Annotated in this window: 23 protein-coding genes; 13 read left to right on the forward strand and 10 right to left on the reverse strand. The window is 57.6% G+C overall.

Features of this window, described 5'->3' with window-relative positions; all coding sequences use genetic code 11:
• The first annotated feature begins 4 nt into the window (after positions 1-4).
• The 5 genes from ydcS to patD are packed head-to-tail and all read left to right on the forward strand — an operon-like array spanning position 5 to position 5372.
• Complete coding sequence (ydcS, locus tag AB8846_RS03145) at positions 5-1150, forward strand: putative ABC transporter substrate-binding protein YdcS (RefSeq protein WP_370731994.1); 1146 nt, start codon at positions 5-7, stop codon at positions 1148-1150.
• A gap of 17 nt (positions 1151-1167) precedes the next feature.
• Positions 1168-2181, forward strand: a complete 1014-nt coding sequence (locus AB8846_RS03150; RefSeq protein WP_331412177.1) for an ABC transporter ATP-binding protein — start codon at positions 1168-1170, stop codon at positions 2179-2181.
• Positions 2182-2188: 7 nt separating this feature from the next.
• The gene (locus tag AB8846_RS03155) at positions 2189-3127 is read left to right on the forward strand and encodes an ABC transporter permease (RefSeq protein WP_370732128.1); all 939 of its coding nucleotides are present in this window, start codon (positions 2189-2191) and stop codon (positions 3125-3127) included.
• Positions 3117-3923: an ABC transporter permease gene (locus AB8846_RS03160; RefSeq protein ID WP_370731995.1), complete on the forward strand. Its 807-nt coding sequence runs from the start codon at positions 3117-3119 to the stop codon at positions 3921-3923. Before AB8846_RS03155 ends, AB8846_RS03160 begins: the two co-directional genes overlap by 11 nt.
• Before the next feature lie 24 nt (positions 3924-3947).
• Positions 3948-5372 (forward strand): aminobutyraldehyde dehydrogenase, encoded by a 1425-nt coding sequence (gene patD / locus AB8846_RS03165; RefSeq protein ID WP_370731996.1) that lies wholly within the window; start codon positions 3948-3950, stop codon positions 5370-5372.
• Between the two features lie 37 nt (positions 5373-5409).
• Here patD and AB8846_RS03170 read toward each other — a convergent pair whose 3' ends face one another.
• From AB8846_RS03170 to AB8846_RS03180, 3 genes are read right to left on the reverse strand one after another with little or no spacing between them, the layout of a single operon-like run.
• On the reverse strand, positions 5410-5592 hold the full coding sequence (locus tag AB8846_RS03170) for a DUF1869 domain-containing protein (RefSeq protein ID WP_047348342.1): 183 nt from the start codon (positions 5590-5592) through the stop codon (positions 5410-5412).
• Positions 5593-5596: 4 nt separating this feature from the next.
• Complete coding sequence (locus AB8846_RS03175) at positions 5597-5950, reverse strand: DUF1971 domain-containing protein (RefSeq protein WP_047023120.1); 354 nt, start codon at positions 5948-5950, stop codon at positions 5597-5599.
• A 27-nt stretch (positions 5951-5977) separates the two neighbouring features.
• Complete coding sequence (locus AB8846_RS03180; RefSeq protein ID WP_370731997.1) at positions 5978-6304, reverse strand: DUF1971 domain-containing protein; 327 nt, start codon at positions 6302-6304, stop codon at positions 5978-5980.
• A 244-nt stretch (positions 6305-6548) separates the two neighbouring features.
• On the opposite strand from AB8846_RS03180, the gene AB8846_RS03185 reads away from it, so the two are divergent.
• Entirely contained in the window at positions 6549-6722 is a 174-nt protein-coding gene (locus tag AB8846_RS03185) for a GhoT/OrtT family toxin (RefSeq protein WP_003856960.1), read from the forward strand.
• Between the two features lie 86 nt (positions 6723-6808).
• A complete protein-coding gene (locus AB8846_RS03190; protein WP_370731998.1) occupies positions 6809-7564 on the forward strand; it encodes an alpha/beta fold hydrolase in 756 nt (251 codons plus the stop codon).
• 121 nt (positions 7565-7685) lie between these two features.
• Here the strand turns inward: AB8846_RS03190 and AB8846_RS03195 are convergent, their stop codons facing one another.
• The 3 genes from AB8846_RS03195 to AB8846_RS03205 are packed head-to-tail and all read right to left on the reverse strand — an operon-like array spanning position 7686 to position 14186.
• Positions 7686-9863, reverse strand: a complete 2178-nt coding sequence (locus tag AB8846_RS03195; RefSeq protein WP_370731999.1) for a virulence factor SrfC family protein — start codon at positions 9861-9863, stop codon at positions 7686-7688.
• Complete coding sequence (locus AB8846_RS03200; RefSeq protein ID WP_370732000.1) at positions 9860-12841, reverse strand: virulence factor SrfB; 2982 nt, start codon at positions 12839-12841, stop codon at positions 9860-9862. Before AB8846_RS03200 ends, AB8846_RS03195 begins: the two co-directional genes overlap by 4 nt.
• Positions 12842-12845: 4 nt before the next feature.
• Positions 12846-14186 (reverse strand): SrfA family protein, encoded by a 1341-nt coding sequence (locus tag AB8846_RS03205; protein ID WP_370732001.1) that lies wholly within the window; start codon positions 14184-14186, stop codon positions 12846-12848.
• A 283-nt stretch (positions 14187-14469) separates the two neighbouring features.
• Between AB8846_RS03205 and AB8846_RS03210 the strand changes: the two genes are divergently transcribed.
• On the forward strand, positions 14470-16068 hold the full coding sequence (locus tag AB8846_RS03210; protein ID WP_370732002.1) for an ABC transporter substrate-binding protein: 1599 nt from the start codon (positions 14470-14472) through the stop codon (positions 16066-16068).
• A 101-nt stretch (positions 16069-16169) separates the two neighbouring features.
• On the forward strand, positions 16170-16403 hold the full coding sequence (locus AB8846_RS03215; protein ID WP_063142654.1) for a YdcY family protein: 234 nt from the start codon (positions 16170-16172) through the stop codon (positions 16401-16403).
• Positions 16404-16406: 3 nt separating this feature from the next.
• On the opposite strand, the gene AB8846_RS03220 is transcribed toward AB8846_RS03215, so the two are convergent.
• Positions 16407-16856, reverse strand: coding sequence for a DMT family transporter (locus AB8846_RS03220; protein WP_370732003.1), 450 nt, complete (start codon positions 16854-16856; stop codon positions 16407-16409).
• Positions 16853-17371 carry an N-acetyltransferase family protein gene (locus tag AB8846_RS03225; RefSeq protein ID WP_370732004.1) on the reverse strand — a complete coding sequence of 173 codons (519 nt, stop codon included), beginning with the start codon at positions 17369-17371 and terminating at the stop codon, positions 16853-16855. Before AB8846_RS03225 ends, AB8846_RS03220 begins: the two co-directional genes overlap by 4 nt.
• A gap of 148 nt (positions 17372-17519) precedes the next feature.
• Here AB8846_RS03225 and AB8846_RS03230 point away from each other — a divergent pair, with 148 nt between their 5' ends.
• The 3 genes from AB8846_RS03230 (at position 17520) to AB8846_RS03240 (ending at position 20125) form a co-directional block, all read left to right on the forward strand.
• A complete protein-coding gene (locus AB8846_RS03230; protein WP_063142657.1) occupies positions 17520-18095 on the forward strand; it encodes a helix-turn-helix domain-containing protein in 576 nt (191 codons plus the stop codon).
• 65 nt (positions 18096-18160) lie between these two features.
• A complete protein-coding gene (locus tag AB8846_RS03235; RefSeq protein ID WP_331412189.1) occupies positions 18161-19201 on the forward strand; it encodes an NADP-dependent oxidoreductase in 1041 nt (346 codons plus the stop codon).
• A 255-nt stretch (positions 19202-19456) separates the two neighbouring features.
• Entirely contained in the window at positions 19457-20125 is a 669-nt protein-coding gene (locus AB8846_RS03240) for a GntR family transcriptional regulator (RefSeq protein WP_370732129.1), read from the forward strand.
• Between the two features lie 118 nt (positions 20126-20243).
• On the opposite strand, the gene pqqU is transcribed toward AB8846_RS03240, so the two are convergent.
• On the reverse strand, positions 20244-22358 hold the full coding sequence (gene pqqU / locus AB8846_RS03245; RefSeq protein WP_331412190.1) for a TonB-dependent receptor PqqU: 2115 nt from the start codon (positions 22356-22358) through the stop codon (positions 20244-20246).
• A gap of 242 nt (positions 22359-22600) precedes the next feature.
• Here pqqU and AB8846_RS03250 point away from each other — a divergent pair, with 242 nt between their 5' ends.
• Positions 22601-23662 (forward strand): YncE family protein, encoded by a 1062-nt coding sequence (locus AB8846_RS03250; protein WP_063142661.1) that lies wholly within the window; start codon positions 22601-22603, stop codon positions 23660-23662.
• Positions 23663-23754: 92 nt separating this feature from the next.
• Here the strand turns inward: AB8846_RS03250 and ansP are convergent, their stop codons facing one another.
• Positions 23755-25251 carry an L-asparagine permease gene (ansP, locus tag AB8846_RS03255; RefSeq protein WP_370732005.1) on the reverse strand — a complete coding sequence of 499 codons (1497 nt, stop codon included), beginning with the start codon at positions 25249-25251 and terminating at the stop codon, positions 23755-23757.
• Positions 25252-25511 lie beyond the last annotated feature (260 nt).

A 25511-nucleotide genomic window follows, 5' to 3' on the forward strand; every position in this document is an offset into this window, starting at 1 on the left:
TCTTATGAGCAAACATTTTGCCCGCAGCAGCCTGTGCGCGCTCGGCATGACTATCATGACAGCGCAAGCCGCAGAACCACCAAAGGCCATTGGCGACGGGGAAGGTCGGCTGGATATTATCGCCTGGCCGGGATACATCGAACGCGGACAGACGGATAAAAATTATGACTGGGTCACCCAGTTTGAAAAAGAGACAGGATGTGCGGTCAACGTCAAGACGGCGGCCACGTCGGATGAAATGGTTAGCCTGATGGCGAAAGGGGGATATGACCTGGTCACCGCCTCGGGTGATGCCTCCCTGCGCCTGATCATGGGCAAACGCGTTCAGCCCATTAACCCCGACCTCATCCCTAACTGGAAAACCCTCGACGCGCGGATTGTGAAAGGGGAATGGTTTAACGTCGGCGGTAAAGTCTACGGCACGCCGTATCAGTGGGGGCCAAACCTGCTGATGTACAACACCAAAACCTTCCCAACCCCGCCGGACAGCTGGAGCGTGGTCTTTACCAAACAGGATCTTCCGGACGGTAAAACCAACCAGGGACGCGTGCAGGCGTACGACGGCCCGATTTACATCGCCGATGCCGCGCTGTTCGTCAAAGCCACTCAACCTCAGCTGGGTATCGAAGACCCGTACCAGCTCACCGAAAAACAGTATGCCGCCGTGCTCAAGGTGCTTCGCGACCAGCATGCGCTGATCCACCGCTACTGGCATGACACCACCGTCCAGATGAGCGACTTTAAAAATGAAGGCGTCGTGGCCTCCAGCGCCTGGCCGTATCAGGCGAATGCGCTGAAGGCCGAGAACCAGCCCGTTGCCACCGTCTTTCCGAAGGAGGGGGTGACCGGCTGGGCGGACACCACCATGCTGCACGCGCAGGCAAAACACCCGATGTGCGCCTACAAATGGATGAACTGGTCGCTGACGCCGAAAGTGCAGGGCGATCTGGCGGCATGGTTTGGCTCCCTGCCCGTGGTTGCTGAAGGGTGTAAGGCCAGCACGCTGCTGGGTGATAAAGGCTGCGAAACAAACGGTTATAACGAGTTCGACAAAATCAAGTTCTGGAAAACCCCCATCGCAGAAGGCGGCAAATTTGTCCCTTACAGCCGCTGGACGCAGGATTACATCGCCATCATGGGCGGTCGTTAATTGCCCGGGAGCAGAACATGACGTACGCGGTAGAGTTTAACAATGTTTCCCGTCTGTACGGCGACGTACGGGCGGTGGATGGGGTCACCATTGCCATTCGTGACGGAGAGTTTTTCTCCATGCTGGGGCCTTCGGGCTCCGGCAAAACCACCTGCCTGCGTCTGATTGCCGGCTTTGAACAGCTGTCAGGCGGCACGATTTCTATCTTCGGCAAAGAGGCGAGCGAACTGCCTCCCTGGGAGCGGGATGTGAACACCGTGTTCCAGGACTACGCGCTGTTCCCGCATATGTCGATCCTCGACAATGTCGCCTACGGGCTGATGGTCAAAGGCATCGACAAGAAAAAACGCCATGCGCAGGCACGCGATGCCCTGGAGAAAGTGGGCCTGAGCTTTGCCGTTGCTCGTAAACCGTCGCAACTTTCCGGCGGCCAGCGCCAGCGCGTCGCCATCGCCCGTGCGCTGGTCAATGAGCCGCGCGTCCTGCTGCTGGACGAGCCCTTGGGTGCGCTCGATCTCAAACTGCGCGAACAGATGCAGTTCGAGCTGAAGAAACTTCAGCAGGAACTCGGCATCACCTTTATTTTCGTCACCCACGATCAGGGTGAAGCTCTCTCCATGTCAGACCGGGTGGCGGTGTTCAATAACGGGCGCATCGAGCAGGTGGATACCCCTCGCGATCTCTACATGCGTCCGCGCACGCCGTTTGTCGCCGGTTTTGTCGGCACCTCTAACGTTTTCGATGCGGGCCTTGCGCAGAAAATATGCGGCATGGAAGGCAGCTATTCCCTGCGTCCGGAACATATTCGCCTTGATGAGGGCGGTGACGTTCAGGTTCAGGGCGTCGTGCAGGCCGTTCAGTATCAGGGGGCGGCCACGCGGCTGGAGCTGAAGCTCGCCGACGGTGCCAGGCTGCTGGTGAGCCAGGCAAATCTCAGCGAAGCCTCGCCGCTGAGCGGCATTGCGCCGGGGCAGGCCGTCACGGCGTCGTGGTCACGCGAGGCGATGATTCGCCTGCACGAGGAGAGGTGAAATGGATATGAGCGTTGCGCATCCTCCCGCCTCGCGCGGCTGCTTAAGCCGCATGACGGCGCTGTTCTGGCGTAAACCGTCGCTCGGCCTGTTCCTGCTTCTGCTCGCGCCGCTGATGTGGTTTGGCATCGTCTATTTAGGATCGCTTCTGACCCTGCTGTGGCAAGGGCTCTACACCTTTGACGATTTCACCATGGCCGTCACGCCGGATCTGACCCTGGCGAACATTCAGGCGCTTTTCAACCCGGCAAACTACGACATCATCCTGCGCACGCTAACGATGGCGATTGCGGTGACCATGGCCAGCGCCATCCTGGCCTTCCCGATGGCCTGGTACATGGCGCGTTACACCAGCGGCAAGTGGAAAGCGTTTTTCTATATTGCTGTAATGCTGCCAATGTGGGCGAGCTACATCGTCAAAGCCTACGCCTGGACGCTGCTGCTGGCGAAGGACGGCGTGGCGCAGTGGTTTCTCAGCCACATGGGGCTGGAGCCGATCCTGACCTCGCTTCTTACGCTCCCGGCGATTGGCGGCAACACCTTGTCCACATCAGGGCTGGGGCGGTTTCTGGTCTTCGTCTACATCTGGCTGCCGTTTATGATCCTGCCGGTCCAGGCGGCGCTGGAACGCCTGCCTGCCTCGCTACTGCAGGCCTCAGCCGACCTCGGCGCGCGCCCTCGCCAGACCTTTCGCTACGTCGTTCTGCCGCTGGCGATCCCGGGTATTGCGGCAGGCTCAATATTCACCTTTTCCCTGACGCTGGGGGATTTCATCGTTCCGCAGCTGGTGGGGCCGCCGGGGTACTTCATCGGTAACATGGTCTACTCCCAGCAGGGTGCCATTGGCAATATGCCCATGGCCGCCGCGTTCACGCTGGTGCCCATCGTGCTGATTTCACTCTATCTGGCGTTCGTGAAGCGTCTGGGAGCATTCGATGCACTCTGAACGCGCACCGCTGTTCCTGAAAGTGGCGGCCTGGGGAGGCGTTATCTTCCTGCACTTCCCGCTGCTGATTATCGCAACCTATGCCTTTAACACCGAAGACGCGTCCTTCAGCTTTCCGCCGCAGGGGCTGACCCTGAAGTGGTTTAGCGTGGCGGCGGGGCGCGGCGATATTATTGAATCCGTGACGTTGTCACTTCAGATTGCGTCGCTATCCACCGCAATTGCCCTTGTGCTTGGCACGCTTGCTGCAGCGGCGCTGTGGCGAAGCGAGTTTTTTGGCAAGAATGCGATCTCACTGTTGCTGCTGTTACCGATTGCGTTACCGGGGATCATTACCGGCCTGGCGCTTCTGACCGCATTCAAAACCATCAACCTTGAGCCGGGGTTTTTCACCATCGTGGTCGGACACGCCACCTTTTGCGTGGTGGTGGTGTTTAACAACGTGATTGCCCGGTTCAGACGCACCTCCTGGAGCCTGGTGGAAGCGTCGATGGATCTCGGGGCCGACGGATGGCAAACCTTCCGCTATGTGGTGCTGCCCAACCTGGGGTCCGCGCTGCTGGCCGGGGGTATGCTGGCGTTTGCCCTGTCGTTTGACGAGATAATCGTCACAACATTTACGGCGGGACACGAGCGCACGTTACCGCTGTGGTTGCTCAATCAGCTCGGCCGTCCGCGCGACGTGCCGGTCACCAACGTCGTAGCACTGCTGGTGATGCTGGTGACAACTATCCCCATTCTGGGAGCCTGGTGGCTAACCCGCGACGGTGAGAACATCGCCGGCAGCGGGAAATAACAGTGAATTCAACAGGAAAATGCTATGCAAACACAACTGCTGATAGAGGGAACACTGGTAACCGGAGAGGGAGAAAAACAGCCGGTCTATAACCCGGCCACTGGAGAGCTCCTGCTGGAAATTGCTGAAGCGTCAGCGGCTCAGGTCGACGCGGCGGTTCAGGCGGCCGACCGTGCTTTTGTGGAGTGGGGACACACCACGCCGAAAACCCGTGCCGAGTGCCTGCTGAAGCTGGCGGATGCGATTGAAGCGCATGGGGAGGACTTTGCCCGGCTCGAATCCCTCAATTGCGGCAAGCCGCTGCACTGTGCTCTGGGTGATGAAATTCCGGCGGTGGTAGACGTTTTCCGTTTCTTCGCCGGGGCCGCCCGCTGTCTTAACGGGCTGGCCGCCGGGGAGTACCTTGACGGCCACACGTCTATGATCCGCCGCGATCCGGTGGGCGTGGTTGCCTCTATTGCCCCCTGGAACTACCCGCTGATGATGGCAGCCTGGAAACTGGCGCCCGCGCTGGCGGCAGGGAACTGCGTGGTGATTAAGCCCTCAGAGATCACGCCGCTGACCGCGCTGAAGCTGGGAGAGCTGGCAAAAGATATCTTCCCGACAGGCGTTCTGAACGTCCTGTTCGGACGCGGTAAGACGGTAGGCGATACGCTGACCGGGCATGAAAAAGTCCGCATGGTTTCCCTGACCGGTTCGATTGCCACCGGGGAACATATCATCGGCCATACGGCGTCCTCCATTAAACGCACCCACATGGAGCTGGGCGGTAAAGCGCCGGTTATCGTCTTTGATGATGCCGACCTGGATGCGGTTGTCGAAGGCGTGCGAACGTTTGGTTTCTACAATGCCGGGCAGGACTGCACGGCGGCCTGCCGGATTTATGCCCAGAAGGGCGTTTATGCCGCGCTGGTGGAAAAGCTGGGCGCAGCGGTCGCCAGCCTTAAAATGGGTGCGCCGGAGGATGCCTCAACCGAACTGGGACCGCTCAGCTCGGCCACCCATCTTTCACGCGTCTGTCAGGCCGTCGATGACGCGAAAGCGCTCGGCCATATCCGCGTCGTCACGGGTGGGAGCAAAAAAGAGGGGGCAGGCTACTACTTCCAGCCAACCCTGCTGGCGGGGGCAAAACAGGACGACGCCATCGTTCAGCGCGAGGTGTTTGGCCCCGTGGTGAGCGTTACCGAGTTTGACGACGAGGCGCAGGTGCTGGCCTGGGCGAACGATTCGCAGTATGGACTGGCGTCATCGGTCTGGACCAAAGACGTGGGCCGCGCCCATCGTCTGAGCGCGCGCCTGCAGTACGGCTGCACCTGGGTGAATACCCATTTTATGCTGGTGAGCGAAATGCCGCACGGCGGCATGAAATTATCCGGCTACGGCAAAGATATGTCGGTCTACGGGCTTGAGGATTATACGGTTGTCCGGCATGTGATGATAAAACACTAAAAATCCTGCCCGGCGGCCAGCTTCGCCGGGCGTTTTCTTACCAGCCACACACCTCGTGTTCATTTTCCGTGTCGTAAGCGCGGACGGTATTCACCAGATCTTTGACCACGTCTGCGGCGACGTCCGGTATGAGCAACTCCATTGGGGCGTCAGTTTCATAATCCACCGAGACGCCGTTGCTGTTGTTGGTTACGGTCACGGTGTACGTTGCTTTACCCACGCCGTTACTCCTTATGTGTATTAACCACTTTTCCGATGCCTGCGCCCTGAAGCGTAACGTCAGGATCGGCAAAAAAGTCGATATTGAAATACGTATCGTCGGTCAATAACTCAATGCGGTGCCATTTTTCCGGCGGTGAGATGCCAAACGATCCGGCCTCGATCACCAGCTCCAGATCCGGTTCTGTCGCGTCTGCATCCGGGAAGCCAAAATAGCGCACGGCGCCCTGCATCACGGACAAACGGCCGTAGACGCTGGCTTTCGTATTATGATGGGTGAAAAGGGCTTTTGGCGCCGTGTCTTTGTTCCAGAATGGCGTGGAGCGGGTATGAACAAAATTCTCAGGAATACGTAGCATAATGGTTTCCTCGTAAGTAAAAGCCGCTTAAAGCGACCTCAGTACCTCGGGTTCGACAAAAAAGTCGACGTTGAACAGCGCGTCATCGGACATCACTTCGATGTGATGCCATTTCTCAGGCGGAAAAACGCCGAAGTGCCCAGCCTTGATGATCAATGTGCTGTCAGGCTCGGGAGTCAATTCATCGGCATAGCCTAAGTAGCGCACGGTACCCTGCATCACGGTCAGGCGAGGATAAACGCCCGGACGGGTACCCGTGTCGAGATGACGCTGAAAGATCCCGGCAGGGGCGGTGTCTTTATTCCAGAAAGGGGTGGAACGGGTATGAATACAACTCGGCGGAATGCGTAGCATGTTGCCTCCCATGAATGTCTGCCTTTATTAGACGCCTTTTCATGATACAAAATTTATCAAAAAGTGCATTTAATATGCATGTTATCAATAAAGGTTATTGTCCGCTCTCCCGGTTTGTTACGCAGAATACTCAGTTGTTATTAGCCTTAATATTTAAGTGGTTATTCTGTAACGAAAAAACTTGATCTGTATCAACATATGACGCATATTGCGTGCGGTTATTTTTTCGGCTCTGGTATACAGAATGACGTTGTATCAAAAGATGTTGGTTTTTTACGCAATCATGGCTTCCATCTGCGCATTAATTACCTGGTTCCTCTCTAAAGACCGCAAACGTATCCGCCTGCTCAGCGCTTTTCTGGTGGGGTCAACCTGGCCAATGAGCTTTCCCGTTGCGCTGCTGATCTCGCTTTTCTGAAGCACGCTTCCATTTTTAAAAGATGAATATGGCATTCCAGATACGGTAACTGTATAAATACACAGTGCATCGTAAAAGGAGTGCTTATGAACAGTTTTTACTCGCAGCAGGCCGGCTGTACCGTGCGCTGGCATGACTTGCCCGGCGCAGGCGATCCCGTGGTGTTCATTCACGGGCTGGGCTGCGCCGCTTCCTATGAATATCCCCGTGTCGTTTGTGATCCGCTGTTTGGCGCGCGCAGAGCGATTCTCATTGATTTGCCCGGCAGCGGCTACAGCGACAAGCCTGAGCACTACAGTTATAAAACCACCGACCAGGCGCACGTTGTGGCGGAACTGATTGACCACCTTCAGCTGGATGCCTTCTGGTTATACGGCCACAGCATGGGCGGCAGCATCGCTATCGAAACGGCGGGGCTGCTGGCGTCGCGCGTGAAAGGGCTGATGGTGTCAGAGCCCAATTTTCATGCAGGTGGAGGGATGTTTAGCCGGTCTATTGCAGCGCAAACCGAGCAACAGTTCCTGAGCCAGGGCTATGACGCCATGCTCAGCGCGGAAAAAACGGCGTGGGCGGGATGTCTGCAGAGCAATGCGCCGTACGCCGTCTGGCGGGGCGCATCGAGCCTGGTGGCGGGCGTTGAGCCCGAATGGGAAGCGCAGTTCCTGTCACTCCCTTGCCCGGTAACGTTGATTTTCGGCGAGCTGTCTCTGCCGGATGACGATGTGGACAATCTGAAGCAAAAGGGCGTTGAGGTAAAAATCATCCCTGCGGCGGGGCACTCGATGTCGTGGGAGAATCCGTCTGCGCTGGCGCAGACGTTAGCCGGGTGTATGGCGGAGTGATGAGCGCAAAAGTTTCGCCCGGCGGCGCTACGCTTGCACGGGCCTACAACGATGAAGAGTGTAGGCCGGGTAAGCGGCAGCGCCACCCGGCAAGAAATGCGGCTACATTGTTAATCAGCGTTTAGCGTAATAATGCGTGCAAGGCCTGACGTGCGTCAGGCTGAACATCCTGCGGGTGCTGGTAATCAATGTTCTCTATCGCGCGGCTATAGAGGGCGACCAGCCAGTCGTAAACGTACGCGGTGGCCGCATGCACGGGCTGTTCTCCCAGACGCGTCAGGCGGGGCTCGGCGCTGCTGACCACCGGCGTGACGAAGATTGCCTGACCCTTGCGGATGCGGCTTGCCGGACGGACCGCCACGGGCGTCTGATCGTAACCCAGCCAGCCAATGAAATTGCCCATCACGGCATGCAGTTGCGCAGCGCTACTTTTATCCGCTTCGACAATACGCTGAAGCTGCTGAGGCAGATCGAGCCGGTAGCTGGTGACCACCAGTACATCCGCGATTTGCTGTAACACCGCAGGTTCCAGCCCAAGGCGGGCGGCCGCGGCCTCATTGCGGCTCCACTGGCGCATATGATTTATCCAGACTCTGTGCGCCAGACGCGCTTTGTCTTTTGTCTGGAACAGGCCGTTGCTTTCCTGCGCATTCTCGGCAAACAGGTCAATGGTGTCCGTAAACAGCCCGTTCACCTGCTCCTCGCGAGGCTGCTGAATGGCGAGCAGCGTTTCAAAGGCTTTCAGCGGCGGCAGCAGGCCTTCAAGCAGCTCACCGTGGCGGGCGGCGCTGTTTTGCAGCGTGCGCACCATGCTTTCGGCCTGAGCACGTCTTGTCCCCGGTTCCTCAACCAGCGGCGCAAGATAGCTTTGCATCAGCGATGAGAGCTCCTGTCGCAGCAGGCCTTTCAGCGTGCTGAGACGCTTCTGTCGCTGCGCGGGCAGCGTGGCCTGAGACAGCCACTCAACGACGCGCTGCATGCTATGGCTGTCCAGCGCCTGCAGCGTGCCCCAGCGTAAACCCGGTTTCCCGAGCAGATGCTGTACGGCTTCATCGAGATTCTGCCGGGTGGTAAAGCGGGCGTCATGGGGGGTAATCGCCCACACCAGACCCGGAAGGGCAGATTCTTCAGCAGGCTGCGTCTCCTTCACCCAGTTCATTAACACTTTTGCTTTTTTGGCCGTCTGTTCGTGCTGCGCCGTCGCATTACAAATCACCAGCACATCCGGCTGAAGCTGTTGACGGTAATGCTCGAGCAGCCACTGGGATTTCGCCTGGCGCAGCGGGTCGGCACGGTTATCTTCAAAAACCGGAATATCGATAATGTCGACGTTATCCAGCGCGCCGTTCTCAACCGGCAGCACCAGCTCGCGGGTCAGGAAGGCCAGAACATCGACGGGGATACTGATGGTGTTAAGCATTTCACCGCTATTCAGCGGATGAAGCAGCGTCTCCTGCGCGTCCTGCAGGTCTAACGTGCCGTCATGCGTCAGGAACCCTTCACCCGGCAGCCCGAAGCTGTCCACCAGCAGGCTAAGCGGGGCAGCAAGCTCGCTGGCATGGCTGGTTTGATGCAGCACGTGGGCCAGTTTTAACCACTGCTGGGTCAACTCCTGCTGCTCGCCCCACAGCAGCGACCAGACGCTGGCCCGCGTGCTGAGATCGAGCGATGGCACCAGCTGGGCAAATTCATGCCAGAGGGCATCATCAATTTGCTGTTTCGCGGCGGGTACGGCGCTTTGCCAGAAGCGGGCAATCGCACCCACTTCCTGAGCCGTGATGCCGGGCACGCCCTGCGGCTGGCGCAGCCCGCGCCATTTCTCCAGACGTGTCTCAATGACCGCCTTATCCACCGCGCGCATCTGAGGATGCAGCGTCGTGCGGGCAATAAACAGCTGCACCAGCTCCGCCTCGGTGACCAGACGCAGGCGCAGCGGGAACGCCTCATCAGCCACCTCCGGGGTTTCCCGGGTGAAGCGGACGGCCATGTTGGTCAGGGCATGTCCCGGATTGATATGCGAAAAATAGTCAAAGGTGCGCTGGCCCGGCGTCACGTTCAGGCGCCCATTGCCGCTGCCGCACAGAGACAACAGCAGGTGTGCTTTCGCGCTCTGCGAATGACCGTACAGCCCAATGCTGCTCTGGCGGGTCATGGCGCGTTCAATGGCCTGCTCCCGCGCCTGCGCCGCGTTGATGCGAGCAAGCAGGGCGTCAGCATCGTTATCCAGCACAGGGGCGTTCAGGCGCGTCTCATTAATCCACCCGATTAAGGCCTGAGTGGTGGTCGTCGTCGCTGTCATTTCAGGTATACGCTCCCGCTGTCGATCCAGTAGTGGCTACCGCTGTGTCGGCGATCGGCCAGGGTATTCAGTTTGAAGGTTAATGCGTCAGGCGCAACCGGCGTGCCGTCCTGCAGCCAGGCATCGCTCAGCTCGAAGGCCTCCGGGCCTTCCTGCTTGCTGCCGCCGCAGAGTTTGAGGCGCACGTTCAGCACGCCGTCGCCGGCAATGGCTTTCGCCAGTTCGGCCGAGTTAATGCTGAGCGTGTAGAGCGGCGTGGCGGGCCAGCGCGCGTTCGCCAGCTGGCGGAAGCCGAGGGTGACGTTGCCGCGCAGCGGGAAGTGCAGACGAGCGTCGAGCTTCGCGCCGGGTTTATCAAGATCGATATCCTGATACCAGACGTTTTCCTCGCGCAGGGTGTTGACGGTGTTATCCAGCACCCCGAGATACCGCACGGTTGAATACGCGCCAATGTCCGCGGCCTTAAAGTTGAAGCGCGGCAGACGCAGGTCGAGCGCCAGGCTGCAGAGCATGGCTCCCACCGCGGCCGTCGATTTCGGGTTGCCAATGCGCCCCTGCTGGCTAAACGGATACCACTCGTGCACCTGGTATTTGTCCAGCCAGACGATGCGGTTGACCGGCACCGGCTGCAGATGGCGAATGAGCGCCTGAACGCCCGGCAGGCAGCCGGGGCGTCCGGTGATCAGCAGAATATCGCAGCTGTAATGGGATATCGCCTCGCACACCGCGTGGAGCGGTGAGGCCAGCGTAAACTGCCCGGTCAGCATCGCATCCTGCATTTCGCGGAAATTCACGTGCAGCGGCACGGCGAACAGGTCAAACGCGTCTGAACCCGCAGGCAGGGCATGATCGATCGCCTGCTGCAGGTAATTCATCACGTTACGAGTCGGCTTCTGCGCCAGGAGATCGCCAAAGGTGGCATGCAGACCGGCCAGCGGATCGTCAACGTCGCTCGATTCCCACGCGGCAAGAATGGCATGGCCAATCGGCATAAAGAGCTGAAGCGCCGTTTGCTGGCGAAGTACGGCCTGGGTATCAATGCGCCCGGAGTCGCCGAACAGTGAAGCCATCAGCAGCGAGGCGTCCGCGATACCGGATTTCTGCAGCTGCGTTTGCAGGGCAGGCAACACGTAGCGCTGGATCACGTCCAGAAGCGTATCGTCACCCGCGACCTTAAAGCCTTCGCGGAACAGCAGCTGCGGGGTGATTTTGACGTTATTCCCGGAACCGTCGTCCAGCTGATAATGGGTGATCGCCATATCCGTTGTGCCGCCGCCGATGTCGATGGAGGCAACGCGTAATGCGCGACCCGGCTGGCTACCCGGCTCAGGCTCACGGTCCGGGCGTGCCAGGGAGGCGAAGAAGGCTTCGGTCTGGCCGCCAAAGCGGGAGATCGCTTCGTTATACAGCCAGACCAGCTGACCGCAGCTGGCTTCATCCCACTCCATCTGAATTTCAGGAACCGGCACCACGCTTTTATCCTGCTGTTTGCGGGTGACAAAATCCTCATCCTGCGGGTGCCATCCCATCGCTTTCCAGACGATGGCGATGGCTTCAAACATGCGGCGACGGAAAATCTCGCGCTCCTGCTTTGGCATGGCCGAGGGCAGGGTCAGGATCAGGGTGCGCAGCTGGCGCGGCGACGCCGGGAAGCCCAGACGCAGGCGCGTGGCGACGCTGTTGATCTGCCCCAGCGCCTGCGCCAGCAGCTCGCACAGCATATGCGTCATCAGGGTGCTGCGGCTGTACTGCGGCGAGAAGACCGGCAGCCGCTCGTCCTGCGGCAGCGTGAAGAGCGGCTCTCCGTCATCGTTCATCAGGTTCATCAGCGGAAACGCGGTGGCAAGCGGTTCACGCTGGGTTTTGCTGTTCATCTGGCTAAAGCGCCAGTCCTGCACGACCGGCGTTTCATCCCACAGGTAGCGGCGCGGGCTGGAGATGCCGCTGTTGCCTTCCGTTCCCAGTCGCTGCATCGCCAGCTTGCGGGCTTCATCGCCGACGCGAACAATCGACGGCCAGACAAAGGCGTCTTCGCGACCGCTTTCAACCGAGAAGTGCTGCTTGCCAAAACGCGCTTCCGAAAACTCGAGACGGCTGGTGAACAGCGGCTCGTTCAGGAACTGCGGCTCGCTTAACGAGCGTACCTGCAGCTCGGCGGTCTGGCGCAGTCCATCGTTGGCGTCGCCGTGGTCTTCAATAATGACGCCGCAGGTGTGGGTATTGCCCACGTCGAGGATCAGGTCGACCGGAATGGCAGGCGTGCTGAGCGTGTGGATAACAAATTTTACTTCCGGCACGGTGAGCTGTTCACCGAGCATGGTCATCAGGTTGAGCCAGTGGGCCTGATATTCAAAACCGCGCATTGCCTGCTGGAGATCGCGTTCTGAGCGGTTTTCAACGCCGTCGGCATACTGGGTAAACGCCTCGCGCAGCCAGCCGTCAATCCAGGTCTGGTCGAGGAAACTTTCAACCTCATTGTCTCGCCAGGCCAGCGCGAAACGGGTCCCGTTCAGAATATCGTTTTCAACCGGAGACAGGGCGGACGTGGCGTGTTCAGCAATCTGGCTGTCGAGGGCGAGAGTGACGCGGTGCGTATTGCCTGCCGTATCGGGTGTATCCAGCCTGCGTACCTGAACGCGGGCCCAGTTATCCGGCCCTTCAACAAAGGTTCGCGGCGGGTTGAAGCGCAGGAACGGAACCGGAAGCCAGACGCCGTCCAGCACCGTCAGAGACTGATGCAGCGGGATGGTGGTTTCCGGTTTAACCACTTCAGGCTGCCCGCCGTTCGTTCCCGGCACGGTATAGCGCCCGTTGACAAGGTCGAAATCGAGTCGCAAAAGCGGGCCGTTCGCGGTTTTACGTACGAAGCGCCCGTTGCTGGCGGTGTCCTGCGGCGTCAGCCCGAAATCAAGGAACTGCACGCCGCTGTTGGCAATAAGCGTGACGCTTTGTTTATAGTCGCAAAGATTAACCAGCATAGGATCAGGCACCTGCTTTCTTGAACGTCAGTGGGACGACGGTATTGGCATCATAACGGGCGCGACATTCTGCGATATCGCTGGCGCCTGCTTTACAGGCAATCTCCGGCATCGGGTAGCGGGAACCGTCGGTGCAGCGGGCAGTACCGCGACTTTTAATCATCAGCTCGCCGTTGCTGTGCAGCCCGGAGAAGACCTCCGCGCGGCAGACAACGCTGTCGCCATGGACAACCCGGGCGAACCCTTTATTGTTCTGAATCTGATAGCGCATTGACGGCGGCTTGCCGGTTACCGGATCTTTCACGTCGAGAACCGCACGCCAGGTGCCGTTCAGGAAACGCGTCGATCCCGCTTTCACCTGATTCGCTTCCATCACCATGGCATCTTTCGGAATGGCGACAATCACCACCGGGGCGGGCTGTGGCGCAGGAACGGGTGCAGGCTCTTTTTCTTTACTTGCCAGGACCACTGCCTGATGCAGCGGTAATTTCATTGCCAGCGGCTCAACCGCCTTGATCGGTTTTGGCGCAATCTCCACGGGCTGAGGTGCGGGCGCCGGGGCGGGCTCAGCGGAAGGCGCCTGTTTTGGCCACAGCAGCGGTGCGGCGATGGCGGCAACGATCACGGCGGCAACCGGCAGCGTCCACAGGGGAACGCGGCGCTTTTTCACGACGATCGGCGGTGCCGGTTCCTGAACGGGTTGCGCCACAACCGGGGCTGGCTCTGGCTCATACAGATCTTCCGGCGTAATGCGCACCACCGTGGAAGGGGCGATCAGCGGCTCGTCAGCGTGCTCGAAGGTCATCACCGTTTCTGGCTCGGGCTCAGGATCCTCGATCACAACGGGGGCGGGCTCAGGGATCAGCGATTCACGCAGGCAGTCGAGGACATCGTCGCGCGCATTCTCGTTCAGGTTTACAAACCCCCAGAAGCTGATGACCGGCTTTCCGTCCGCCAGAAAGAGGAAGTTTTCACCCGGGAACTGAAACGCCTTCGACAGCAGAGAACCAAAAAGCTGCTGCGCGGTTTTGGGAGACTGGAGGCATTTCTTGCTCAACGACTCGACGCTGGCCAGCGTGTTTTCCAGATAGCGCAGGGCGCGATAACGGTCATCTTCATCGGCCGCTTTCCAGCTGGTTACGCTCCCTTCAACGGGAGAATACCAGTCCACGCGGTCGCCGCTGTCGTTGACCTGAGGAATAGCCAGACAGTCGACGATGGCCTGTTGTTTGCGCAACCGGAGCGCTTCCCGGATTTGTAACGCTGATTCAAAAACGGCTTGTCCGCCGCCGCCAACGGCCTGAAAGTCATCCAGGTTACCGCTGCGTAAAAGAGTTTTTGCCACGATTTGATCCCATATACTTCTTCACACCGTTACTTTAACGAAACGAGGAAGCAACCAAACGGGGGAAGAGACGCTAAAAGGGCCGATTTCTTGCGGCATAGAAAGTGACGGTTGTGCTTGACGAATAATGGCCCTTAAGGCAAATCACGGTTTTGGGCGCTGGCGGTTAAAACAGCAAAAAACGCGGCTTTAGAATAACCTGATAGTGTTTCGTTATTTGCCAGGTCATAACGGCTGTGCTGTTATTACTGTCTTATATAATAAAACTGTCAGGGTTATAACCATGTCTACAGGGAAAACACTGCTCGCCCTTGCGCTGAGCGCTTTTCTACCAGCCGGTGCCGCATGGGCGGCAAACAGCGACACCCTTATTTACTGTTCTGAAGCGTCCCCCGAGTCGTTCAACCCGCAAATCGCCAGCTCTGGCCCGTCATTTGTGGCCAGCTCTCAGGTGCTGTACAACCGCCTGATCAATTTCGACCCGGTGAAAAACACCCCGGTTCCGTCGCTGGCAGAGTCCTGGACGATCTCACCGGACGGCAAGACCTATACCTTTGCCCTGCGCAAAGGGGTGAAGTTCAACAGCAACAAATACTTCAAACCGACGCGCGACTTTAACGCCGATGACGTTATTTTCTCGGTTATGCGTCAGAAAGACCCTAAACATCCGTACCATAATGTGTCGCAGGGCAACTACGAATACTTCAACGATGTGGGTCTCGATAAGCTGATCCAGGACGTTAAAAAGGTCGACGATTATCACGTTCAGTTCACCCTCAGCGAGCCCAACGCGGCGTTTCTGGCCGACTGGGGGATGGATTTTGCCTCCATTCTCTCCGCCGAATACGCCGACGCGATGCTGAAAAAAGGCACGCCTGAAAACGTAGACACCTGGCCGATTGGTACCGGGCCTTATGTCCTGCAGCAGTACAAGGTGGATTCGCTGATCCGCTATGTTGCTAACCCGAACTACTGGGACGGCGAGGTGCCGACGAAGCATCTCATCTTCTCCATTACGCCAAATGTGGAAACCCGTCTGGCGAAGCTGCAGACCAACGAGTGCCAGATCGTTCCTGCGCCGTCCCCGGTCCAGTTTGACGCGATCAAGAACAACAAAGACCTGACGCTGCACTCGGTCGATGCCCTGAACGTCGGCTATCTGGCGTTTAACACCGAGAAAAAACCGTTTGATAACGTGCTGGTGCGTCAGGCGCTTAACTACGCGACCGACAAGAAGGCTATTGTTAATGCGGTCTTTATGGGTTCCGGTACGGTGGCAAAATCGCCGATCCCGCCAAATATGCTGGGCTTTAATAAAGATTTGAAGGACTACAGCTACGATCCTGAAAAAGCAAAAGTGCTGCTGAAGCAGGCCGGGCTGGAGAAGGGCGCGGAAGTCACGCTGTGGTCAATGCCGGTTCAGCGTCCGTATAACCCGAACTCGCGTCGTATCGCGGAGATGATTCAGAGCGACTGGGCGAAAGTCGGCGTGAAGGCCAAAATCGTCTCCTACGAGTGGGGTGAATATCTCTCCGGAATGCGTAAAGGCGAACATGACTCCGCGCTGTTTGGCTGGATGTCCGATAACGGCGACCCGGACAACTTTGCCGACGTGCTGCTGGGCTGCAACAGCATTAAAACCGGATCCAACGCCGCGCGCTGGTGCGATAAGGGTTATGATGGTCTGGTACAAAAAGCGAAGCTGACCAGCAGCCCGGCCGAGCGTGCGAAGCTCTACGGCCAGGCGCAGGAAATTTTCTACCAGCAGGCGCCGTGGATCGCACTGGCAAACGGGAAAACGTTCTATGCAACCCGCAGCAACGTGACCGGATACAGCGTGAGCCTGATGGGCAGCGATTTCTCCAAAGCGAAGCTGAACTAAGCGTTTTATCGCCGGGTGGCGGCTACGCCTTACCCGGCCTACATTTGGAACCCGTAGGCCCGGTAAGCGTAGCGCCACCGGGCACATAACAAGGAGTGACAATGTCACATTTAAGCGAAGTTACCGCCCGTGTGGATGCCGCTATCGAAGAGAGCGTCATCACCCACATGAATGAACTGCTGATTGAACTGAGCGATGATGCTGAGCTTAGCCGTGAAGATCGTTACACCCAGCAGCAGCGGCTGCGTACCGCGATTTCACACCACGGCAAGCAGCATAAGGAAGAGATGGATGCGCGTCAGGAACAGCTGACCAAAGGCGGCACCATACTGTAACGATCAAAACTGGCGTCGCGCCACCAGCCAGGCCCCGACGACCAGCATCACCGCGCCGCACGCCGGGCCAATCAGGGCGCGCAGCGGAACGCCATGGCTTTTCAGCACGTCCATTACCAGCCCACCGATGAGCTGGCTTGCCACCAGCACGGCGATGGTCGTCGCCGCGCCAACATTTTGATACCCGCTGATGCTGGCAAACACGAAGAATGACCCCAGCAGCCCCGGAATGAGCGTCCACCAGCGTACCGTTGCGGCCAGTTCGCTAAACCCGGCGACGCCCTGTTTCAGCAGCAGAATGCTGACAAACAGCACAATGCCGACCAGAGAGTTCAGCAGCATCGCGATAAGAATGGTGGAGGAGGCCTGGGTGATACGCACCATTAAGGTGTTTTGCACCACCAGACCGATCCCCGCCGCCACCAGAAACGCCAGCGTCAGTGACTGATTCATGGGATGGCGTCCGGATCGCTGCGCTCGTCGAGCTGAAGCTGCATAAAGGTTAAGTCCAGCCAGCGGCCAAACTTGGTCCCCACCTGCGGCATCTGCCCCGTTGTCACAAAACCGAGCGTTTCATGGAGATGAATCGAGGCATGGTTTTGCGCTTCAATTCCCGCCACCATGACATGTTTGCCGATCTGACGAGCTTCGATTATCAACGCTTTCATCAGCGTGCGGCCAATACCTTTGCCCTGATGATCCGGGTGGACATAAACCGAATGCTCAACCGTATGGCGAAAGCCGTCGAAGGCGCGCCAGTCGCCGAAAGAGGCGTAACCGGTGATCGCACCGTTTTCTTCAGTCACCAGAACCGGGTAACCCGCGAGCGTGCGCGCCTCAAACCACGCGATCCGGTTATCGGTATCGACGGTTTTATCGTTCCAGATCGCGGCAGTATGCAGCACCGCGTGGTTGTAGATCTCTCCTATCGCAGCGCAGTCTTCTTTGCAGGCGTGACGAACGATCATGATTAACCCTCTGTGTGTTGTTCACTATAGTATTACGTTATTCCTACGATATTACACAATGGCATTGCCCGATCGCTACGGCATAAGCCATATTTTTTTGTTATCAAAAGCCCATTGAAATGCCGTTCATACACTATAGTATGACGTCATGAACACCATAACAGACACGATGAATCAACGGATTAGCGCAAGAATTCGCCTTGAACGCGAGTCTCGCGGATGGTCCCTGAGCGAGCTTGCCGACCGGGCAGGGGTTTCGCGCGCGATGATCCACAAGATAGAACGCGGAGACAGCAGCCCGACGGCCACCTTGCTTGCCCGCCTGTCCGGCGCGTTTGGCATCAGCATGTCAACGCTTATTGCCCGGGCCGAAATGCAGGAAGGCAAGCTGCTGCGCCTTGCAAACCAGCCCGTCTGGCGAGACCCGCAGACGCACTACCTCCGCCGCCACGTTTCTCCCCGTACCGATCTGCCCATCGACCTTGTTCAGGTTGAACTGCCTGCGGGCAGCGATGTTCCGATGCCTGCATCTTCTTACGCGCTGGCACGTCAGCTTATCTGGCTCCAGTCCGGCGAGCTGGTGTTTCAGGAGGGCGATACCCGCCACGAGATGCACGCCGGAGACTGTCTCGAGCTGGGGCCGCCAAATGACTGCCGGTTCATCAACGAAACGAATGAACCCTGTATTTATCTGGTCGTACGGCTTAACCAGTCTGCCTCGTAATGCTAATGCGATAACGCCGATCGTGAGCCAGGCTGTAATGACACTTGTACCAGAAGGAGATCCCGATGAATCAATCTGTTTCGCAAAATCGCCGCTGGGTACTGGCCTCTCGCCCGCAGGGTGCGCCGGTCGCGGAAAATTTTCGTCTCGAAACGCAGCCTGTTCCCGCACCCGCTGAGGGGCAGCTTTTGCTGCGTACCGTCTGGCTGTCGCTGGACCCTTACATGCGGGGGCGCATGAGCGATGCGCCATCCTATTCACCGCCGGTTGAGCTGGGCGCGGTGATGGTGGGGGGAACGGTCAGCCGCGTTGAACAGTCAAATCATCCCGACTTCAAAGCCGGAGAGTGGGTGCTGGGCTACAGCGGCTGGCAGGAGTATGAACTCTCAGACGGCAGCGGCCTGGTGAAGCTGGGCGAAAATCCGTCCCATCCTTCCTGGGCGCTGGGTATTCTGGGCATGCCGGGCTTTACCGCCTATATGGGATTGCTGGATATCGGGCAACCAAAAGCGGGTGAAACGCTGGTGGTCGCCGCGGCGACGGGCCCGGTTGGCGCGACCGTCGGGCAGATCGGCAAAATCAAAGGGTGCCGGGTGGTCGGCGTCGCCGGTGGCGCTGAAAAATGCCGCCATGCCGTTGAGGTTCTCGGATTTGACCTGTGTCTGGATCATCACGCGGCCGATTTTGCCGAACAGCTGAAGCGCGCCTGCCCGAACGGGATTGATGTCTATTATGAAAACGTCGGCGGGAAAGTGTTTGACGCCGTGCTGCCGTTACTGAATACCTCCGCGCGCGTGCCGGTGTGCGGTCTGGTGAGCGGCTACAATGCGACGGGCCTGCCCGAGGGGCCGGATCGCCTGCCGCTCCTGATGGCGACCATCCTGAAGAAACGCATTCGTATGCAGGGCTTTATCATCGGTCAGGACTACGGGCACCGCATTAAGGAGTTCCAGGAAGCGATGGGACGCTGGGTGCAGGAAGGAAAAATTCACTATCGTGAACAGGTAACGGACGGGCTGGAGAACGCGCCCGAGGCGCTGATTGGCCTGCTTGAAGGGCGGAACTTCGGCAAAGTCGTGATTCGCGTCGCGAGTGACAATAAATAAACAGCATAATGGCGGGGTTTCCCGCCATATTTATTTGTGAAGATACGATATATTGTCTTTAATTAATGGACATGGCTTTTCGCGCCCGCTTCCCGGATGGGCCCGAAACCGATAAAAAAACAAATTTTGCTTTTTTTGATGTTTTTATGTACTTCCCACCACCAGGCATGACGATACAGGATATATCGGACCAGCGTCGTTTTATTAAAACTGGCGTTTAAAAATAGCATTAAGTTTTAGCTACAGGAATTGAACATGCTTGATTTGGATCACTTAGAAAAAGCCCAAAGGATCAGTCTTACCATGCAAGTTGAACTCAGTTTGAAAGGCGCGTTAATTACGGGCTCCCTCAAACCTGGGGCACGACTGATTACGAAAGAGATCGCCGATAAATTAGGAACCAGTATTACACCGGTTCGCGAGGCGCTTTTACGCCTGGTGTCATCAGGGGCGTTACACGCCACGCCCGCGCAGGCCTTTCTGGTTCCGGAAGTAACGCTGGAGCGTTATAACGAGATTAACGCCATCAGAAAACAGCTTGAGCCGATGGCGGTCGCCGCAGCGTGCCAGAATATGTCAGAAGGCAAGCTGGAGGCGTTGCGCAAAATGTCAGAGGCATTCCATGAGGCCATGCGCAACGGAAACGTTCAGCAGGCGCTTCATGCGAACCGCGTCTTCCGCTTTACGCTTTATCAGTATGCGGAAATGCCGACGCTTAATGCCTTAATTGAACAGCTCTGGGTGCGCATCGGGCCCTGTATGAACTACCTGCATCAGGAGCTTAACGACATCAAAGCGTCGACATATCACTATGACGAACTCCTTTCCGCCCTTGAGCGAAGAGATGTTGCTGCCTGTAAGAAGGCGATTGATAAGGTGATTGATGAAGCGAATTTGCTTTTACAGCGACAATATTTTAACTAAGAGATTATTTAACAGAGCGACTATATACCGCGCCTAATTATTTTCTGGTGAATAACTCCTGATGGCAATAAGCCATCAGGAGGGTTATTTCATTAATAAAATAAACGTTTCTTTTTGCTTACTCGAAGCGATAAGAGACCGACAGCCCGACCCCGTAGTTACGGCCTGGTGCTGGTTCGTAATAACGACCGTTGGACTCGTTGACAATAACCGAGCCCGCGTACTCTTTATCGAACAGGTTATCGACGCGGCCAAAGACGTCCATGCCCCAGTTGCCGTAGTTGAATTTATACCCGGTGTTCAGCCCGACCACCGTGTACGACGGCGCTTTCGCCGTGTTCTCATCGTCGGCCATGATATCGCTCATGTAGCGCACGTCCGAACCCGCGTACCAGCCTTCCTCCGGCTGCCAGCCAAATGAAGCGTAACCCATGTTGCGGGCGATACCCGGCATACGGTTACCGTTACAGTCTGCGTCGCCGCAGACGTTGGTGCGGTAGGTCGCGTCCAGGTAGGTCCATGCCAGCTTCAGCTTCCAGTTCTCAGCAAACTGCTGGTCGAGGGAGACTTCCACACCCTGACGACGGGTTTTACCGGCATTTTTATAGCTGGTACGTCCGCCAGAGCTGGCATCCACCACGATCTCATCATCCGTATCGGTGCGGAACAGGGCTGCGGTCAGCAGGCCATTGCCGATGCGGGTTTTGCTGCCCACTTCGTACGTGTTGTTCGTGGACGGCTTCAGGCCAATGTTCAGACCGCCCTGGTTATCGGCGCGGTAGGAGAGTTCGTTGATGGTTGGCGTTTCGAAGCCGCGCCCTGCGGCGGCGTACAGGTTCCACGCGTCCGTCACGGCATATTTCACGGAACCGGCAGGGAGCCACTTGTGATAGCTCGCGTCACCGCTGTCATCACCGTTGCCCGGCGTAACGTAATGGTCGTTGGAATCAAACCAGACCGAGCTGTAGCGCACTCCCGCATCCACGGACAGTTTTTGCGTCAGCTGCCAGCTGCTTTGCAGGTAAGGATCGACGTTCCACATCAGGTTACGTTCGTTTCGACGCTTGTCACCCTTCACGCCGTAATCCGGCACGCCGTTGTTCATCACGAAGTTCTCGTATCCGCGACGATCTTCGCTCAGGTTTTCGTAGTTCAGGCCGGTGGTAAACGTCACCGGCACGAGCAGCTCGCCACGGTGCGTCCAGCGGGTATCAATCCCCTGATAGTGGCGCTGCATATCAATCACCCCGCCGGAGTGGGAAGGTTTCAGCTGCGGCTGATAGGGAATCGACTGGTACTGCGTCATTTCACGCTCACCGGCATACATCATCACGCTGAGGTCGTCCTGCGTGCTGAGCTGGCGATCGTAGCGCAGACCGGCCTGGGTCTGTTTGATGGTCTTGCGGGTGTTGTACTGATCGCCGCGCGGAGATTGACGCGGATTATTCTGCCACTCCTGATAGCTCAGCCCGCCCGGATCGTTGGCCTTCATGTCCACGCTGTTAAAGATAAGCGTCAGCTTGCTGACGTCATCAATACGCACGCCCAGCTTTGCATTGGCCAGGTTCTTCCGCGCGCCGCTGTGGTCACGGTAGCCTTTGGTGGTGAAGCGGGTGGTGGAAACAGTGTAATCCACATCGCCCGCGTGGGTGCCGTCACCCATCGCACCGGTGGCCTTCATGCCGTAGCGCCAGGTACCGTAACTGCCGTAATAGCTGCTGGCTTCAATGGTCGGCGGCTGCTGCCCGGTCTGGGTGTTGATGTTAATCACGCCGCCAGAAGCGTTGCCATAAAGGGCAGAGAAGGGGCCGCGCAGCACTTCAACGCTCTCCACGCTGGAGAGATCGATGTTGGAGGTCTGGCCCTGTCCGTCCGGCATGGTGGCAGGGATACCGTCGACGTACATACGGATACCGCGCACGCCAAACGTTGAGCGGGCGCCAAACCCGCGCATCGAAAGCTGGAGGTCCTGGGCATAGTTCTGGCGGTTCTGAATTTGCAGTCCCGGCACGCTGCCGAGGGATTCAGACAGGTTGATGCGAGGCGCGGCGTGGCGCATGTCATCGCCATTGACGACGCTGACCGCGGCCGGGGTATCCAGTTCCGATACGGTTTGCGGCGTGGCGCTGACGATCATGGTTTGTTCCTCCGCGCTCATTGCGGTTAGCGGCGCGAAAGTAACGGGAACCAGCAGCAGCGGGAGAGAGGCCTTACGGGCAGAAATGATTTTCATGAATAAAACCGGTTGTGGTGTATAAACGAACCAAATGGAACATGTCCATACATGTTAAAGGTTTTGTAAATGTTTTGAAAACTATAACCGCACATTGCGTTAATGAAAGGCGAGACGCGAAAGAAAAACTCCACATTCAGTTGATTAATGATTACTATTCTCATTATCAAAAGGCGATGCCATGACGTTGCCTGCCGGAAGTGATGTCAGCGGAAACCCCTCTTTTCAGAAAAGGAATTGTTATGTCTTTACGTCATCTGTGCTCGCCGCGTCTGAGCATGTCACTGCTGTCTGCCACTTTACTGCTTGCCGGAACGTTCCAGGTGCATGCCGCCGAAGAGGTTCTGCGTAAAGCGGTGGGCAAAGGGGCGTATGAAATGGCGGTCAGCCAGCAGGAGAATGCGCTGTGGGTGGCGACGTCGCAAAGCCGCAAAACCGATAAGGGCGGGGTTATCTATCGCCTTGATCCGGTCACGCTGGACGTGACGCAGGCGATTCATAGCGATCTCAAACCCTTTGGCGCCACTCTCGACGGCGCGACGCAAACCCTGTGGTTTGGTAATACTATCAACGGCGCGGTGACGGCCATCGATGCGAAAACGGGCGACGTGAAAGGGCGTCTGGTGCTCGATAATCGCCAGCGCAGTGAAACCGTCAAACCGCTGCAGCCGCGCCAGCTGGTGGCGGATGATGCGAGCAACACGATTTACATCACCGGTGTCGGCAAAGAGAGCGTGATTTGGGTGGTGGATGGCGCAACGCTGAAGCTGAAAGAGACCATTGCCAATACCGGTACCTATAGCACCGGCCTGGCGCTGGATGCGCAGGCGAAACGCCTCTATACCACGAATGCGGACGGTGAGCTGGTGACGATTGATACGGCCACGAACAAAATCCTGAGCCGTAAAAAAGTGCAGGATGACGGTAAAGAGCACTTCTATCTGAACCTGAGCCTCGACACCGCCGGTCAGCGTGCGTTCCTGACGGATTCAAAACAGCCGGAAGTGCTGGTGGTGAACCTGAAAGACGGCAGCGTGATCGAGAAAATCGCCGCGCCGGAATCTCTGGCGGTCCTGTTTAACCCGGCCCGCAATGAAGCCTATGTGACGCACCGCGAAGCGGGCAAGGTGAGCGTGATTGACGCGAAAACCTACAAGGTGACCAAAACGTTCGACACGCCGGTTTACCCGAACAGCCTTGCGCTCTCAGCGGATGGTAAAACGCTGTACGTGACGGTGAAACAGAAGTCGACCCGTCAGCAGGAAGCCACTCAGCCTGACGACGTCATTCGTATCGCGCTTTAAGGTGGGAATTGCCCGGTGGCGCTGCGCTTACCGGGCCGACAAAACCATGAGAAGTAGGCCGGGTAAGGCGAAGCCGCCACCCGGCTTTTTTATTAACGCGAGGTTTCTTCTACCAGCGGCGCGTCGTGTTTTTCATCGTCGTGATGAACCGGCGCGGTGCTGTGGATCTCTTGAACGCGCTTACGCACGCCGAACCAGCCGGCAATCAGCAGCACGGCCAGCAGCGGAATGGTCGCGATGGTGTAAGTACCGTTCGGGTAGTCGAACGCCATCAGCACCAGCACGCTGAACAGGAACAGCAGGGTGAGCCAGGAGGTCACCGGTGCGCCCGGCATCTTGAAGCTCACATCAGCCGCTTTGCCTTCTTTGATCGCTTTGCGCAGACGCATCTGGCAGACCACAATAAAGGCCCAGGAGGCGATAATCCCCAGTGCAGCCACGTTCAGAACGATCTCAAATACGCGGGACGGCACCAGATAGTTCAGGAACACGCCAAAGACGTAAACCACCAGCGTTGCCAGAATCCCCGCATAGGGAACCTGCTGCTTGCTCATCTTCGACATGAATTTCGGCGCAGAACCGCCCATCGACATAGAGCGCAGGATACGACCGGTAGAGTAAAGGCCGGAGTTCAGGCTGGAGAGCGCTGCCGTCAGCACCACGATGTTCATGATGCTGCCAACGTAAGGTACGCCCAGCTTAGAGAAGAAGGTCACAAATGGACTCTGACCCGCCTGATAGGCAGTCCATGGCAGCAGCAGAACCAGCAGCACCACGGAACCGACGTAGAACAGACCGATACGCCAGATAACGCTGTTGATGGCTTTTGGCACCATCGTCTGCGGATCTTTACATTCCCCTGCCGCGGTACCCACCAGCTCGATGGAGGCAAAGGCGAACACGACGCCCTGAACCAGCACCAGCGCAGGCAGCAGGCCGTGCGGGAAGAATCCGCCGTTATCGGTTATCAGATGGAAGCCGGTGGCATTGCCGTCCAGCGGCTTGCCGCTGCCGAGGAAGACGGTACCCACAACCAGGAACACCACGATGGCCAGCACTTTTACCAGCGCAAACCAGAACTCCATCTCCGCGAACCACTTCACGCCGATCATGTTCATGGTGCCGACAATGGCCAGCGCGCCAAGCGCAAACACCCACTGCGGAACGTCACCGAACGCGCCCCAGTAGTGCATGTACAGCGCAACGGCGGTGATATCGACAATACCGGTCATCGCCCAGTTGACGAAGTACATCCATCCCGCAACGTAGGCCGCTTTTTCACCGAGGAATTCACGGGCGTAAGAGACGAAGCTTCCGCTGGAAGGGCGATGCAGTACCAGTTCGCCCAGCGCGCGTAGAATGAAGAAAGAGAAGATCCCGCACACCAGATAGACCAGGGCGAGAGCCGGGCCAGCCATTTGCAGACGCGCACCAGCACCTAAAAACAGACCCGTTCCGATAGCGCCGCCGATGGCGATCATTTGAACCTGACGGTTGCCCATCGCTTTGTGGTAGCCCTCTTCGTGGGAGTTCAACCAGCGACGTTTAGCAGCATGATGATCGGCTGCGCTTTTATTGCTTGTTTTCATTGAGTTACCTGTTTGCCTGTCTGAACCATTATCGTGATAGTCCTGCCTGGCAGAGCGCAATACAAACGATTGCTTCTGCACAAACACATGTCGCCTTCCCAGTCATTCTGCGTATGGATAAGGCGAAACATGGCGAGGCATCCTACCTGCAATTCATAAGCGACGCAAAATATAACCTTGCCGAAAGTGATGCACGTCGAAGGAAATCGTGTGGTCAGAGCAGACGGCGATCGCAACGCGCTGAATCGTGGTGGGTTTTT

The sequence above is a fragment of the Enterobacter sp. KB-221C9 genome, assembly GCF_041320715.1.
GTDB lineage: Bacteria > Pseudomonadota > Gammaproteobacteria > Enterobacterales > Enterobacteriaceae > Enterobacter > Enterobacter asburiae_D.

Excerpts from the sequence above, each read along its gene's own strand:
- ydcS (WP_370731994.1), top strand. The coding sequence starts at position 5 with ATGAGCAAACATTTTGCCCGCAGCAGCCTGTGCGCGCTCGGCATGACT.
- AB8846_RS03150 (WP_331412177.1), top strand. The coding sequence starts at position 1,168 with ATGACGTACGCGGTAGAGTTTAACAATGTTTCCCGTCTGTACGGCGAC.
- AB8846_RS03155 (WP_370732128.1), top strand. The coding sequence starts at position 2,189 with ATGAGCGTTGCGCATCCTCCCGCCTCGCGCGGCTGCTTAAGCCGCATG.
- AB8846_RS03160 (WP_370731995.1), top strand. The coding sequence starts at position 3,117 with ATGCACTCTGAACGCGCACCGCTGTTCCTGAAAGTGGCGGCCTGGGGA.
- patD (WP_370731996.1), top strand. The coding sequence starts at position 3,948 with ATGCAAACACAACTGCTGATAGAGGGAACACTGGTAACCGGAGAGGGA.
- AB8846_RS03175 (WP_047023120.1), bottom strand. The coding sequence starts at position 5,950 with ATGCTACGTATTCCTGAGAATTTTGTTCATACCCGCTCCACGCCATTC.
- AB8846_RS03180 (WP_370731997.1), bottom strand. The coding sequence starts at position 6,304 with ATGCTACGCATTCCGCCGAGTTGTATTCATACCCGTTCCACCCCTTTC.
- AB8846_RS03185 (WP_003856960.1), top strand. The coding sequence starts at position 6,549 with ATGACGTTGTATCAAAAGATGTTGGTTTTTTACGCAATCATGGCTTCC.
- AB8846_RS03190 (WP_370731998.1), top strand. The coding sequence starts at position 6,809 with ATGAACAGTTTTTACTCGCAGCAGGCCGGCTGTACCGTGCGCTGGCAT.
- AB8846_RS03195 (WP_370731999.1), bottom strand. The coding sequence starts at position 9,863 with ATGACAGCGACGACGACCACCACTCAGGCCTTAATCGGGTGGATTAAT.
- AB8846_RS03200 (WP_370732000.1), bottom strand. The coding sequence starts at position 12,841 with ATGCTGGTTAATCTTTGCGACTATAAACAAAGCGTCACGCTTATTGCC.
- AB8846_RS03210 (WP_370732002.1), top strand. The coding sequence starts at position 14,470 with ATGTCTACAGGGAAAACACTGCTCGCCCTTGCGCTGAGCGCTTTTCTA.
- AB8846_RS03215 (WP_063142654.1), top strand. The coding sequence starts at position 16,170 with ATGTCACATTTAAGCGAAGTTACCGCCCGTGTGGATGCCGCTATCGAA.
- AB8846_RS03220 (WP_370732003.1), bottom strand. The coding sequence starts at position 16,856 with ATGAATCAGTCACTGACGCTGGCGTTTCTGGTGGCGGCGGGGATCGGT.
- AB8846_RS03225 (WP_370732004.1), bottom strand. The coding sequence starts at position 17,371 with ATGATCGTTCGTCACGCCTGCAAAGAAGACTGCGCTGCGATAGGAGAG.
- AB8846_RS03230 (WP_063142657.1), top strand. The coding sequence starts at position 17,520 with ATGAACACCATAACAGACACGATGAATCAACGGATTAGCGCAAGAATT.
- AB8846_RS03235 (WP_331412189.1), top strand. The coding sequence starts at position 18,161 with ATGAATCAATCTGTTTCGCAAAATCGCCGCTGGGTACTGGCCTCTCGC.
- AB8846_RS03240 (WP_370732129.1), top strand. The coding sequence starts at position 19,457 with ATGCTTGATTTGGATCACTTAGAAAAAGCCCAAAGGATCAGTCTTACC.
- pqqU (WP_331412190.1), bottom strand. The coding sequence starts at position 22,358 with ATGAAAATCATTTCTGCCCGTAAGGCCTCTCTCCCGCTGCTGCTGGTT.
- AB8846_RS03250 (WP_063142661.1), top strand. The coding sequence starts at position 22,601 with ATGTCTTTACGTCATCTGTGCTCGCCGCGTCTGAGCATGTCACTGCTG.
- ansP (WP_370732005.1), bottom strand. The coding sequence starts at position 25,251 with ATGAAAACAAGCAATAAAAGCGCAGCCGATCATCATGCTGCTAAACGT.